A 13,815-nucleotide genomic window follows, 5' to 3' on the forward strand; every position below is an offset into this window, starting at 1 on the left:
GGACGCCGGACATTTAACAGGAGAGAGCATGTTGTTTCGTTCCGGACTTCTGCTGCTGTGCAGCCTGCTCATCACCCCGCTGCTGGCTGCTACGGTCCTGCAAAGCTACGCCTTCACTCAGGCCGGTGAAGCGAAATATCCGCCTGGCTTCAGTCATTACGACTACGCCAATCCCGACGCACCCAAAGGCGGCAGCATGACTCAGGCGGTGGTCGGCACTTACGACAACTTCAACCGCTACGCCTCACGCGGTAATCCGGGCATTAACACCGGCACGCTTTATGACGGGCTTTACACCAGTTCAGACGATGAACCGGGCAGCTATTATCCGCTGATTGCCGAGTCGGCACGTTACGCCAGCGATTTTTCGTGGATTGAGATCCATCTGAATCCCCGCGCGCGTTTCCAGGATGGCACACCGATCACCGCCCGCGACGTGGCGTTCACCTTTCAGAAATTCATGACTGAGGGCGTGCCCCAGTTCCGCGTCGCCTATCGCGGCGTTAACGTTAAAGCGCTGAACGATCTCACCGTTCGCATCGAGGCACAGAAGCCGGATAAAGATCTGCTGCTGGGGTTACTGACGCTGCCGGTGATCGCGGAGTCGTTCTGGCACGATAAGAAGTTTAACGAGCCGCTGAGTGCACCGCCGTTGTCCAGCGGACCCTATCGCATTACCCGCTGGAAGCTGGGCCAGTTTATTGAGTTTAGCCGGGTGAAAGATTACTGGGCTGCCGACCTGCCGGTGAATCGCGGACGCTTTAATTTCGATCGTATGCGCTATGACTATTATCTGGATGACAATGTGGCGTTCGAAGCCTTTAAAGCGGGTGCTTACGACTGGCGTGAAGAGACCTCGGCGAAGAAATGGGCCACCCAGTATCGCGGCCGCAATTTCGACGAGGGCAGCATCGTTAAAGAGACGATGCCCAATGAAGCCGCTATCGATACCCGCTGGCTGGCATTCAACAATGAAAAACCGCAGTTCCAGGATCGTCGCGTGCGCCAGGCATTCTCTCTGATGTTTGATTTCGAGTGGATGAACAAAGCGCTCTACTACGGGGCGTGGCATCGCGCCAGCAGCTACTTCCAGAACACAGAGTATGCGGCCAGCGGCGTGCCGGATGCACAGCAACGGGCGCTGCTTGAACCCTGGCGCGCGCAACTGCCGCCTGAGCTGTTCAGTCAGCCTTATCAGCCGCATAAATCCGATGGCAGCGGCTATGACCGCGCCAGTCTGTTAACAGCGTTTGAGCTGCTAAAACAGGCGGGCTGGCAGATTAAAAATCGCCGCCTGGTCAACGACAAAACCGGTCAGCCGTTTACCGTCGAGTTGCTGTTGCGCAGCGGCTCAAACAACGACTGGGCGTTACCATTGCAGCACAACCTTTCGCGGCTCGGCATCACGCTGAATCTGCGGCAGATCGACAGCTCGCAGTATCTGCGCCGCCTGCGTGAAGGCGACTACGACATGATTGCCACGGTCTATTCAGCGATGCCGATTCCGACTTCCAGCCTGCAGATCCTCTGGCAGTCCGACTACATCACCTCGTCGTGGAACACCGCGCGGGTTAAAGATCCGCTGGTCGATCATTTTGTGAAACAGATTGTGGCGCATCAGGGTGATCCCACTGCGCTGCGGCCGCTGGCACAGGCGCTCGATCGGGTGCTGCTGTGGAATGCGTATATGATCCCGATGTGGTACAACGCTGAACAGCGGCTGGCGTACTGGGATAAGTTTTCTCATCCTGCCCTCAAGCCCGCCTATAGTGTCGGACTGGAAAACTGGTGGTACGACACAAACAAAGCCGGACGCCTGCCGGCCAGCAAACGCTAAGGAGATGACCGTTGGCCGCTTACTTTCTGCGCAGATTACTGCTGATCATCCCGACCTTATGGGCGATCATCACGCTTAACTTTTTTATCGTGCAAATCGCGCCCGGCGGTCCGGTCGATCAGGCGCTGGCAAATATTCAGTTCGGCCAGACAACCGGCCTGCCCGGCAGCGGCGCGGAGAGCGCCAGTTCACGCGCCAGCTTCAGTCATCTCAATCCTGCCGACAATCAGTACCGTGGTGCACGCGGACTGGATCCTGAAGTGATTGCTGCAATCAAAAAGCGGTACGGCTTCGATAAACCGCTCTGGCAGCGCTACGGCGAGATGCTGTGGAATTACCTGCGTCTGGATTTTGGCGACAGCCTGTTTCGCAGCGCCTCGGTGATCGGGCTGATCAAGGAGAGCCTGCCGGTCTCGATCAGCCTGGGACTCTGGAGCACGCTGATTATCTATCTGGTGTCGATTCCGCTGGGGATCCGCAAAGCGGTGCGCAATGGCAGCGCGTTTGATGTCTGGAGCAGCGCCTTTATTATCATCGGCTACTCCATTCCGGCTTTTCTATTCGGCATCATGCTGATCGTGCTGTTTGCCGGTGGCAGCTATCTGGACTGGTTCCCGTTGCGTGGGCTCACCTCTGCGCAGCACGAGACGCTGCCCTGGTATGGCAAAGTGCTGGACTACTTCTGGCATATCGCCCTGCCGGTACTGGCGACGGTGATTGGCGGCTTCGCCACGCTGACTATGCTGACGAAAAACGCCTTTCTGGATGAGATCCGCAAGCTCTATGTGGTGACTGCACGCGCCAAAGGGGTACCCGAGCGCCGTATTCTCTATCACCATGTGTTTCGCAATGCGATGCTGCTGGTGATCGCTAGCTTCCCCGCCACGTTTATCAGCATGTTCTTTACCAGTTCGGTGCTGATCGAAGTGATGTTCTCGCTCAACGGGCTTGGGCTGCTCGGTTATGACGCGACGCTGCAACGTGACTATCCGGTGATGTTCGGCACGCTCTATATTTTCACGCTGATCGGTTTACTGATGAATATCCTCAGCGATCTGACCTATACGCTGGTCGATCCCCGCATCGATTTCGGGAGCCGCTCATGACGCTCTCTCCGCTGAATCAACAACGCTGGCAGCGCTTTCGTCTTATCCGGCGCGGATACGGGTCGCTGTGGATCTTTCTGGTTATTTTTCTGCTGTCGATGGGTGCTGAGCTGATTGCCAATGACAAGCCGTTACTGGTGCATTACCAGCAGCGCTGGACGGTGCCGCTGCTGTTTGACTACAGCGAAACCGACTATGGTGGCGTGCTGGCGACAGCGGCGGATTATCAGGATCCCTGGCTGCGGCAGCGCATTGAGCAGAACGGCTGGGCTCTCTGGGCACCGATTCGTTTCAGCGACAGCACCATCAACTTTGCTACGCAGGTGCCCTTCCCCTCTCCGCCCTCTGCACAGAACTGGCTCGGCACGGACGCCAACGGCGGCGATGTACTGGCCCGGTTGCTCTATGGCACGCGCATCTCTCTGCTGTTCGGCATGCTGCTAACGCTCCTCTCCAGCGTCATCGGGATTGTGGTCGGCGCAGTGCAGGGTTATTTCGGCGGCAGGATTGACCTGATTGGCCAGCGGATGATTGAAGTCTGGTCCGGTATGCCGTCGTTGTTTCTGCTCATCCTCCTCTCCAGCGTGATCCAGCCAGGCTTCTGGTGGCTGCTGCTGGTCACCGTGGCTTTCGGCTGGATGAGCCTGGTGAGCGTGGTCCGGGCCGAATTTCTGCGTACCCGAAACTTTGATTACATCCGCGCGGCGCAGGCGCTGGGCGTCAGCGACGGACGGATTATGCTGCGCCACATGCTGCCTAACGCGATGGTGGCTACCCTGACCTTTCTGCCGTTTATTTTGTGCGGATCGATCACCACACTGACCTCACTCGACTTTCTCGGTTTTGGTCTTCCGCTGGGTTCGCCCTCGCTGGGCGAGTTACTGCTGCAGGGCAAGAATAACCTGCAGGCGCCCTGGTTGGGCCTGGCGGGCTTTTTCACGCTGGCGATCCTGCTTTCGCTGCTGATATTTATCGGCGAAGCGGTACGCGACGCCTTTGATCCGGGCAAAGGAGCCTGAATGACGACGCCATTGCTTGCTATCAATCATCTCTCCGTCGCCTTTCGTCAGGGCGGGCAGCTTCGCCAGGTCGTGAATGACGTGTCACTGCGCATCGACGCGGGTGAAACGCTGGCGCTGGTCGGCGAATCGGGTTCCGGCAAGAGCGTCACGGCGCTGTCGGTGATGCGACTGCTGCATGAAGCTGCGGTGGTTTATCCCCGCGGCGAGATTCTGTTTAACGGTGAAGATCTGCTGCGCGCCCGCGAGCAGCGTCTGCGGGGTATTCGCGGCAACCAGATCGCGATGATTTTTCAGGAGCCGATGGTGTCGCTGAATCCACTGCACACCGTGGAGAAGCAGCTGTATGAAGTGCTGTCGCTGCATCGCGGAATGCGTCGTCCGGCCGCACGCGGTGAGATTCTCAGCGTGCTCGATCGGGTCGGTATCTGGCAGCCCGCCGCCCGGCTCAATGATTTCCCCCACCAGCTTTCAGGCGGGGAGCGCCAGCGGGTGATGATCGCCATGGCGCTGCTGACCGAGCCGCAGTTGCTGATTGCCGATGAGCCGACAACGGCGCTGGATGTGACAGTGCAGGCGCAGATCCTGACGCTGCTGCGCGAACTGCAGCGGGAGCTGAACATGGGCATGCTGTTTATCACCCATAACCTGAATATCGTGCGTCAGCTGGCGGATAATGTCAGCGTGATGCGCAACGGTCACATCGTAGAGCAGAACCGCTGCCAGACCCTGATGAACAAGCCGCAGCACCCTTACAGCCAGCAGTTGCTGGCCGCCGAGCCGGAAGGAAAAGCACTGCCGCTGCTCGCAGAGGCCCCGGTAATTCTCAGAGTTGATCAGCTTCAGGTCAGTTTTCCGCTGCGACGCGGGCTGTTACGGCGGCAAGCCAGTGAAAAACAGGTGCTTTCCGGGCTGAGTTTCAGCCTGCGGCGCGGGGAGAGTCTGGGGCTGGTAGGTGAGTCCGGCTCGGGGAAAAGCACCACCGGGCTGGCGCTGCTGCGGCTGATTGCCTCGCGCGGAGAAATCTGGTTTGACGGCCAGCCGCTGCATCAGCTGTCGCGCGGCCAACTACTGCCGCTGCGTCGGCGCATTCAGGTAGTGTTCCAGGACCCGAATTCTTCACTCAATCCGCGCATGACAGTGCAGCAGATTATTGCTGAAGGTCTGGCGGTGCATCAGCCTGAACTGAGCAGTGCGCAGCAGGAGCAGCGGGTCATCGCAGTGATGGCGGAAGTGGGGCTTGAAGCGGACAGTCGCCATCGTTATCCGGCCGAATTTTCTGGCGGTCAGCGACAGCGTATCGCCATTGCGCGGGCACTGATTCTGGAACCGGAGTTGCTGGTGCTGGATGAGCCGACTTCATCGCTGGATCGCACGGTGCAGAAACAGATTCTGACACTGTTACGTCGCTTACAGCAGCAGCGACAGCTCAGTTATCTTTTTATCAGTCACGATCTGGATGTGGTTCGCGCGCTGTGTCACCAGCTTATCGTGCTGCGTCAGGGAGAAGTGGTAGAACAGGGAGAGTGTGAAAGGTTGTTTGCTTCACCCGTGGCAGACTATACCCGCGAGCTGCTGCAGTCGGCGCAACTCAACCTGCGATAAAGGTTTCGGCAATCGCCACGCCCTGATTTTTCAGGCAGCAGTTGGTGGCGCTCTCGTCACGACGCTGAATGAACAGGCAGGGCTGCCCTTCGCACTCGGCCACTTTACAGTCGACCTGAATATCAGCCAGCACCTCTTTTAGCTGCTGCAGAATCTCCCATGCCGGAATGCCGTCATGACTGATCAGTCGCAGCGCAACGAAATCCTGCTCATCCAGCGTCGTGTCATCGGATTCGATGGCGCTGTGGTGATCGCTGGCCCAGCGAAAATGCTGTGGCAGACGATGCACAATTGAAAGTTGCAGCATGGTTTACTTTCCCCGGATGAGTTTATGTCGCAACACAGCAGCCCGGCTGAAAACGGGTTGATCACCGCCAGGAACGGACAGGCATTAATGGTGCGTCCGTTCAGAGGGCAGAAGCGCATTTTTTGCGACTTGCATCGCACTTCAGCCTATATGTACCGCGTTCACACGCCGTTAACAATCATTTTAGACGCATTGTGGTTACTTTTTTAACTAAAAATTTTCACAATAACGAAACATAACCGGCGAGATGTGCATCACTGCGGGCAATCGGGGAGAAACCACTGCGCCCGGTTAACGGGGCGCAGTGCGGGGACGTGAAGCGTAGAAGAAGAGCAGCAGAGAGATTGTCGCGCACAGGGCAATGGTGCCGACCATCGGCCAGGCGCTGTTGAAACTTACCAGCGACAGCAGCGCACCGACAAAAGCGCCTACGCCGAAACGCAGCGTGCCCGCCAGAGAGGAAGCCGTTCCGGCCATGTGCGGAAACTCATCCAGAATCACCGCCATTGCGTTCGATGAGACCATCGACACGCAACCGATAAACATCGCAATCCCCATCACCAGCGGCAGGAAGCCGAGGCTGAAAGCGCTGACAATCAGCAGCCAGATCCCCATGCAGAACTGAATCAGCAGGCCCAGCCGGAACATCGTTACCGGGCCAAAGCGGCGCACGGCGCGGCTGTTAATCAGCGTCAGCAGAAACAGGAACACCACGTTGAGGCCAAAGTAGTAGCCAAAGTTTTGCGGTGAGACATGATTCAGCTCAATGTAGACAAAGGGACCGGCATTGAGAAAGGTAAAGAGTCCGGCAAAGGAGAAGCCGCTCGACAGCATGTAACTGAACGCCCGTTTGTGGCGGAACAGCGTGACGAAATTGCCCAGCGTGGTGCGCAGATGAAAGCGCTGTCGCTGCTCCGGCTTCAGGGTCTCGCGGATCTGCGTGGTCACCAGCACAGTGGTCACAAGGGCCGCACCCGCGAGCGCCCAGAAGATGGCGTGCCAGCTCCACAGCACCAGCAGCCAGCCACCGATGATCGGGGCCAGCAGCGGCGCAATGGTGGTAATCAGCATCACAAAGGACATCATGCGCGAGAAGTCCTCTTTCGAGTAACTGTCACGCATGAGCGCATTGATCACCACACTGGCAGCAGCGGCCGACAGTCCATGCAGGAAGCGCATCAGAATCAGCTGATCGATGGTCTGTGACAGCGCGCAGGCCGCAGCGGCGCAGGCAAAGATCAGGGTGCCGAGCGCAATCACCGGCTTACGCCCATAGCTGTCTGCCAGCGGGCCATAGATAAGCTGGCCAATCGCGAAGCCAAGAATGTAGAGGTTCAGCGACATCTGTACGCTACCGGCTGACACGCCGAACTCACGCGCAATCTGCGGCATGGCAGGCAGATACATGTCGATCGACAACGGCATCAGCATGGCTAACAGACCGAGGATAACCACCAGTCCTGTTGGCGAGTTCTTTTCCTTACGCACACCTTCTCCTGCACGAATGAGTCTGGTACGGGCCGCCCGGCCCGTCCGGTTATTTGGTCTGTAACTCTTTTGGCACACCGATGCTGGCGATCTCTTCTTCTGTCAGCGCACGGTATTCGCCCGGTTCCAGATCCTCGTCCAGCACGATGTCACCGATGCGTTCGCGATGCAGCTCAACGACCCGATTGCCGACGGCGGCAAACATCCGTTTTACCTGGTGATAACGACCTTCGCTCAGTGTCAGCCGCACGTCTGTGGGGGTAATCACCTCCAGCTGTGCCGGTTTCGTCAGGCTCTTCTCGTTATGCAGCTGCACGCCCGCAGTAAACTGCGCGGCCGTATCGTCACTGACTGGCGATTCCAGGGTGACGCGGTAGGTTTTCTCGCAGTGATGACGTGGCGAGGTAATGCGGTGTGACCACTGGCCATCATCTGTCAGCAGCACCAGCCCGGTGGTGTCGATATCCAGACGCCCTGCCGCGTGCAGTTTGAATGACATCGGCTCTTCGATGAAATAGATGATGGTCGGATGATCGGGATCGTCGGTTGAGCAGACGTAACCCTGCGGTTTGTTCAGCATAAAGTAGCGTGGCCCGGTCTGCATCTGCAGTACGTTGCCGTCATAGACGACTTCGTGGTCGGGCAGCAGTTTGAACGCGGTATCGCGTACAATTTCCCCGTTGACGGTGACACGCTGGCCACGGATCTCGCGATGAGCGATGGCGCGGCTGATTTCCAGTTGCTGAGAGATGAATTTGTCGAGTCGCATGAATTCGTTTTGCCTGTTACTGCGGAGGGAATCTGAAACGGCCTGGTTAACCGTTGAAAATGTGCGGGAAGTATAACGTGATCCGCGCCAGCCTGACAGGGCGTTTACCGCTCTTTCATGGCATAATTGCCACCAGTTATACAAAAGTGAGCAACATGTCTTTTACCTTACGCCCCTATCAACAGGATGCGGTGAATGCCACCGTCGCCTATTTCCGTCGTCATCAGGAACCTGCCGTCATTGTGCTGCCGACCGGTGCCGGAAAGAGTCTGGTGATTGCAGAGCTGGCACGGCTGGCGCGTGGCCGGGTTCTGGTGCTGGCACACGTCAAAGAGCTGGTGGCGCAGAACCACAGTAAATATCAGGCTTATGGACTGGAAGCGGATATTTTTGCCGCCGGACTGCAGCGCAAAGAGAGTCAGCGCAAAGTCGTATTTGGCAGCGTGCAGTCGGTAGCGCGTAATCTCGACCTGTTCGACAGCGCCTTCTCGCTGGTGATCGTCGATGAGTGTCACCGCATTGGCGATGACAAAGAAAGTCAGTATCAGCAGATCTTTAATCATCTGCGTCAGCACAATCCTCAGTTGCGTTTACTGGGCCTGACCGCCACGCCGTTCCGGCTGGGTAAAGGCTGGATTTATCAGTTCCACTATCACGGCATGGTGCGTGGCGATGAAAAATCGCTGTTCCGCGACTGTATCTACGAGCTTCCGCTGCGCTACATGATCAAGCATCATTTCCTGGTGCCGCCGGAGCGGCTGGATATGCCGGTGGTGCAGTATGATTTCAGCCGCCTGACGGCACAGGCCAATGGCCTGTTCAGCGAAGCCGATCTTAACCGTGAACTGAAACAGCAGCAGCGCGTCACGCCCCATATCATTCGCCAGATCGTGGAGTTCGCCGAAGATCGGCTGGGAGTGATGATTTTCGCCTCGACGGTGGAGCACGCGCGCGAAATTCTGCGGCTGCTGCCTGAAAACAGTGCGCTCATCTCCGCTGAAACGCCCGCCAGAGAGCGCGATGCCCTGATTCTGGCGTTTAAAGCGCAGCAGCTGAAATTCCTGGTGAACGTCGCCGTGCTGACCACCGGTTTTGATGCCCCGCACGTGGATCTGATTGCGATCCTGCGCCCGACAGAGTCGGTCAGCCTCTATCAGCAAATCGTCGGACGCGGCCTGCGGCTTTCGCCCGGTAAAACCGACTGCCTGATCCTCGATTACGCCGGTAATCCGCACGATCTCTTTACGCCCGAAGTCGGCGCCCCTAAAGGGAAGAGCGACAACCAGCCCGTTCAGGTTTTCTGTCCTGCCTGCGGTTTCGCCAACACCTTCTGGGGCAAGGCGACCGAAGATGGCATGGTGATCGAGCATTTTGGCCGACGCTGTCAGGGCGTGCTGGAAGATGATGAGGGCGAACGCGAACAGTGTGATTTCCGCTTCCGCTTTAAAAGCTGCCCTGACTGCGGCGCAGAGAATGATATTGCCGCCCGGCGCTGTCACCAGTGCGACAAAATTCTGGTCGATCCTGACGATATGCTTAAAGCGGCGCTGAAACTGAAAGATGCGCTGGTGCTGCGCTGCGGCGGTATGACGCTGGAACAGGGCCATGACGCCAAAGGCGAGTGGCTGAAGGCGACCTATTTTGATGAGGAAGGCACCAGCGTCAGCGAACGCTTTCGTCTGCAGACCCCCGCTCAGCGTAAGGCGTTTGAACAGCTCTTTATGCGTCCGCATCAGCGCGCACCCGGCGTGCCGCTGGGCTGGCAGACGGCCGCTGATGTGCTTGCTCTGCAGCCGCTGCTGCGTCATCCCGACTTTGTCGTTGCGCGTGCTAAAGGCCAGTTCTGGCAGATCCGCGAGAAAATGTTCGATTATCAGGGTCGCTATCGCCGCGCCAATGAGCTGCGGTAATCCCGGCTGGCGGGTATATCGTTTGCTACCACCCGGCATAAGGGCTATACTGCCGCCCGCTTTTGCATGTGCATCAGCGGTATTGAATAACCTGCCTGTTACTGGGTCGCCTGTAGCAGGATTTAAATAAAGAGATATATTAATGCTCACTATCAATGCAGTAGAACGTAAAGAGCAGGGTAAGGGTGCGAGCCGCCGCCTGCGTTTAGCAAACCGTTTCCCGGCCATCATCTACGGTGGTTCTGAAGCGGCTGTTGCCATCGATCTGGATCACGACTCAGTAATGAACCTGCAATCTAAGCCAGGTTTCTACGACGAAGTTCTGACCCTGTCAGTTGACGGTAAAGAAACTAAAGTGAAAGTTCAGGCTGTTCAGCGTCACCCGTTCAAGCCAAAACTGTTCCACATCGACTTCGTTCGCGCTTAATCGCGAATTACGTTGAAAAGTAGAAGGGCCGGTTGAGAAACCGGCCCTTTTATTTTGTCCCTGATACACCAGGATAATCGACGTGTCAGGGAACAGAAGCCGGGCTCCGCCCGGCTTTTTTATTTGCTGCTGGTGCGGCGCTGGAGCTGGTCACGCAGATTGGGTGGTGTGCCCTTAATCGTCAGGGTGTCCGTGGCCGGATCCCAGAAAATACGTTCGCCCAGCAACATTGCATCGAAATTCAGGGTCAGTCCCCCGCCGCTTCCGGCAAACTTCGTCAGCTGGCGCAGCGTGCTGCGATCCGCCGGGAAGCTCTCTTCCAGCTCGTAGCCCTGCTGCTGGGTAAAAGCCTGGAAGGTTTTTTCGCCCAGCGGGGGCAGTTCGCTCGACAGATCTTCCAGCGCAATCTCCTCGCCCGCCTGCAACTGCTCGTTGCAGTAGCTGTAAACCTGCTGGCGATAGTTCTGCCGCTCCTGCTTATCCAGTTCCGATTCGTTGCAGTAGTCATCGACGGCCTGCAACAGACCGCGGTTCTGCGCCTTGGTGTCTAATCCCACTTCAGCACCCAGGAAGTCCATGAAGAAGTCAGCCACTTTACGGCCAACGCGACCGCGCAGGAAGGTCAGGTAACGGGTCGATTCCGGGTTGGTTTCCCATTCGGTTAAATCGATACGCGCCACGATATCCGCATGATTGATGTCGAGATAGTGGGTGCTGCTGATATCCATCTGCTCATTGACGCGCATACTGGACTGGCTGTTCAGCACCGCAATCAGCAGATATTCCACCGCCAGATAGCGGTAGTGGATAAACAACACCACGCCGCCTTCCGCGAACGGATATTTTGCCAGCTCGTCGCGCAGACGGCCGGTCGCGGCACGGCTAAAAGCGAGAAAATCATCGTTGCCCTTACGACAATTACGCAGCGCTTCTGCCAGTTCACTCTCTGCATTGAACAGGCCATAGGCTTTGCTTTTTGCGCTGTAAACCCGGTGTAACTCCTCCACCATCGCGTTGACCGTGTTGGTAGCAGGCAGCAGCGAATCGCGCAGCGCCAGTTCAAGCTGGTTTTCATCGCGTTTGATTAACTGATGCAGGGCAATCTGGTCGATATCCAGACTCATGGTAGACTCTCCTTTTAGCACAGGCGCGTATTCAAACACCGCCAGCATCGGCTTTCAACTCTATGCGTGAAGCGAACGTGCTGCTTTCGATAAAATTGCGGTAAAAAGTGCGCTGTTCCGGTAATATATCGCCTTTTGAAATGAGCTCAGACGACGATATGGCACAATCATCCCGTTACAGTGACGAACGCGTGGAACAACTCCTCGCGGAAATGGCCCAGATCCTGCACAAAGACAAGGCCCCCACCGATCTCTCCCTGATGGTTCTGGGAAATATGGTGACCAACTTAATTAACAGCGATATCGCCCCGGCGCAACGTCGTTCTCTGGCACGTTCTTTCGCCGATGCCCTTCAGGCATCTGTGCGTGACGATAACGCCCATTAATTGGCTGATTTGACTCTATAATATGGTAACCAACCGGCAGCGCTACCGCGAAAAAGTCTCCCAGATGATTAGCTGGGGGCACTGGTTTGCTCTGTTTAACATCTTATTCGCGCTGATTTTAGGCAGTCGCTACCTGTTGGTCGCCGACTGGCCTTCTTCGCTGGCGGGGCGCATCTACGCCTATACCAGCTGGGTTGGCCACTTCAGTTTTGTCGTTTTTGCCGCCTATCTGCTGATTATCTTCCCGCTGACCTTTGTGGTGATGTCGCAACGACTGATGCGGGTGTTATCTGCGGTGGTCGCTACCGCCGGACTGACGCTGGTGATGGTCGACAGTGCGGTGTTCAGCCGCTTCCACCTGCACCTTAATCCGGTGGTGTGGGAGCTGGTCATCAACCCCGATCAGAGCGAGATGGCGCGCGACTGGCAGCTGATGTTTATCAGCGTGCCGCTGATATTCCTCGTCGAGATGCTGTTTGCAACCTGGAGCTGGCAGAAGCTGCGCAGCCTGAATCGCCGCTCGTTTGGTAAGCCTGTTGCCGCTCTGTTTATCAGCGCCTTCTTTGCCAGCCACCTGATGTATATCTGGGCCGATGCCAACTTCTATCGCCCGATTACTATGCAGCGCGCCAACCTGCCGCTCTCCTACCCGATGACCGCCCGCCGCTTCCTTGAGCGTCATGGTCTGCTGGATGCACAGGAGTATCAGCGTCGGCTGATTCAGCAGGGCGACCCGGAAGCGGTGGCAGTCGAGTATCCGCTGAGCGACATTACGTTCCGTGATGCCGGTACGCGCAACAACCTGCTGGTGCTGACTGTCGATGGTCTGAACAACGCTACGCTTGCTAAAGCGCTGCCGGAACTGAATCAGTTCGCCAGCGAGAACGTACGTTTTACCCAGCACTACAGCGCGGGTGATACGCCGGAGAAAGGGTTGTTTGGCCTGTTCTACGGTATCTCCTCCAGTTACATGAATGGGATTCTGGCCTCCCGAACGCCGTCGGCCCTGCTGGGCGCGCTTAGCACCCAGGGCTATCAGTTTGGCCTGTTCTCTTCGGAAGGCTTTAATCCGCCGCTCTACCGTCAGGCGTTGCTGACTGATTATTCGCTGCCTGCGACAAACAGTCAGCCCAACGCCAGCACCGTAGCGCAATGGCAGAGCTGGCTGGAGAAACAGAAGGGTTCACAGGCGCCGTGGTTCTCATGGATTGCCCTGAACGGTCCTGATGTCACCGGCGACAGTGCCAAAGCCCGTCAGCGCAGCTATCTGCGCCAGGCGCCGGCCGTTGATGAGCAGATTCATGCGGTGCTGGACAGCCTGCAGGCGCGTGATTTACTGAAGAACACCGTGGTGGTGATTACCGCACAGCGTGGACTGGCACTCGATGGCGATCCTGACAGCGCCGGAAACCGCCAGACATTGCAGGTGCCGTTAGTGATTCACTGGCCTGATACCCCGGCGCAGACCGTTGATCGTCTTTCTGATCATCAGGATGTGATGGCGACGCTGATGCAGCGACTGCTGCATGTGCGCACCAATCCGGTGAACTACTCGCAGGGTGAAGATCTGTTTGCTGCACGTCGTCGCCACGACTGGGTCGCGAGCAGTGAAGAGAATAAGCTGGTGATTACCACGCCGCAGGTGACGCTGGTGCTCAACAATAATGGCAGCTATCGCGCTTATGATGCTCAGGGCAATGCGCTGAAGGATCACAAGCCAGAGCTGGCGCTGCTGTTGCAGGTTCTCACCGAGGAGAAGCGGTTTATCGCTAACTGATTAATTATCAGGCAAATAGTCGACGGGTATCTTGCATTAATAACGATAACCAGTAGACTA

General features: G+C 57.0%; 12 protein-coding genes. 8 read left to right on the forward strand and 4 right to left on the reverse strand.

Going from position 1 to position 13,815, the window contains the following annotated elements; genetic code table 11:
* Window positions 1-28: 28 nt before the first annotated feature.
* The 4 genes from ACN1CO_RS09000 to yejF are packed head-to-tail and all read left to right on the forward strand — an operon-like array spanning window position 29 to window position 5,567.
* A complete protein-coding gene (locus tag ACN1CO_RS09000; protein WP_419138673.1) occupies window positions 29-1,837 on the forward strand; it encodes an extracellular solute-binding protein in 1,809 nt (602 codons plus the stop codon).
* A gap of 11 nt (window positions 1,838-1,848) precedes the next feature.
* On the forward strand, window positions 1,849-2,943 hold the full coding sequence (yejB, locus tag ACN1CO_RS09005) for a microcin C ABC transporter permease YejB (RefSeq protein ID WP_419138674.1): 1,095 nt from the start codon (window positions 1,849-1,851) through the stop codon (window positions 2,941-2,943).
* Window positions 2,940-3,962, forward strand: coding sequence for an ABC transporter permease (locus ACN1CO_RS09010; protein ID WP_419138675.1), 1,023 nt, complete (start codon window positions 2,940-2,942; stop codon window positions 3,960-3,962). Before yejB ends, ACN1CO_RS09010 begins: the two co-directional genes overlap by 4 nt.
* A complete protein-coding gene (yejF, locus tag ACN1CO_RS09015; protein WP_419138676.1) occupies window positions 3,963-5,567 on the forward strand; it encodes a microcin C ABC transporter ATP-binding protein YejF in 1,605 nt (534 codons plus the stop codon).
* On the opposite strand, the gene ACN1CO_RS09020 is transcribed toward yejF, so the two are convergent.
* From ACN1CO_RS09020 to rsuA, 3 genes are all read right to left on the reverse strand, one after another.
* On the reverse strand, window positions 5,554-5,874 hold the full coding sequence (locus tag ACN1CO_RS09020) for a hypothetical protein (RefSeq protein WP_010248336.1): 321 nt from the start codon (window positions 5,872-5,874) through the stop codon (window positions 5,554-5,556). The genes yejF and ACN1CO_RS09020 overlap by 14 nt on opposite strands.
* A 291-nt stretch (window positions 5,875-6,165) precedes the next feature.
* A complete protein-coding gene (locus ACN1CO_RS09025) occupies window positions 6,166-7,362 on the reverse strand; it encodes a Bcr/CflA family multidrug efflux MFS transporter (protein WP_419138677.1) in 1,197 nt (398 codons plus the stop codon).
* A gap of 49 nt (window positions 7,363-7,411) precedes the next feature.
* On the reverse strand, window positions 7,412-8,131 hold the full coding sequence (gene rsuA / locus ACN1CO_RS09030) for a 16S rRNA pseudouridine(516) synthase RsuA (protein ID WP_419138678.1): 720 nt from the start codon (window positions 8,129-8,131) through the stop codon (window positions 7,412-7,414).
* 155 nt (window positions 8,132-8,286) lie between these two features.
* Here rsuA and ACN1CO_RS09035 point away from each other — a divergent pair, with 155 nt between their 5' ends.
* On the forward strand, window positions 8,287-10,041 hold the full coding sequence (locus ACN1CO_RS09035) for a DEAD/DEAH box helicase (protein ID WP_419138679.1): 1,755 nt from the start codon (window positions 8,287-8,289) through the stop codon (window positions 10,039-10,041).
* A 142-nt stretch (window positions 10,042-10,183) separates the two neighbouring features.
* Complete coding sequence (gene rplY / locus ACN1CO_RS09040) at window positions 10,184-10,468, forward strand: 50S ribosomal protein L25 (protein ID WP_179895243.1); 285 nt, start codon at window positions 10,184-10,186, stop codon at window positions 10,466-10,468.
* A 119-nt stretch (window positions 10,469-10,587) separates the two neighbouring features.
* Here the strand turns inward: rplY and yejK are convergent, their stop codons facing one another.
* Complete coding sequence (gene yejK, locus ACN1CO_RS09045) at window positions 10,588-11,592, reverse strand: nucleoid-associated protein YejK (protein ID WP_419138680.1); 1,005 nt, start codon at window positions 11,590-11,592, stop codon at window positions 10,588-10,590.
* A gap of 158 nt (window positions 11,593-11,750) precedes the next feature.
* Here yejK and ACN1CO_RS09050 point away from each other — a divergent pair, with 158 nt between their 5' ends.
* Together ACN1CO_RS09050 and yejM are read left to right on the forward strand one after the other, a co-directional pair.
* Window positions 11,751-11,978, forward strand: a complete 228-nt coding sequence (locus ACN1CO_RS09050) for a YejL family protein (protein ID WP_419138681.1) — start codon at window positions 11,751-11,753, stop codon at window positions 11,976-11,978.
* A 22-nt stretch (window positions 11,979-12,000) separates the two neighbouring features.
* Window positions 12,001-13,755 carry an LPS biosynthesis-modulating metalloenzyme YejM gene (gene yejM / locus ACN1CO_RS09055; RefSeq protein WP_419138682.1) on the forward strand — a complete coding sequence of 585 codons (1,755 nt, stop codon included), beginning with the start codon at window positions 12,001-12,003 and terminating at the stop codon, window positions 13,753-13,755.
* Window positions 13,756-13,815: the final 60 nt, after the last annotated feature.

This window comes from Pantoea sp. R13S299 (assembly GCF_048515925.1).
Classification (GTDB): Bacteria; Pseudomonadota; Gammaproteobacteria; order Enterobacterales; family Enterobacteriaceae; genus Pantoea.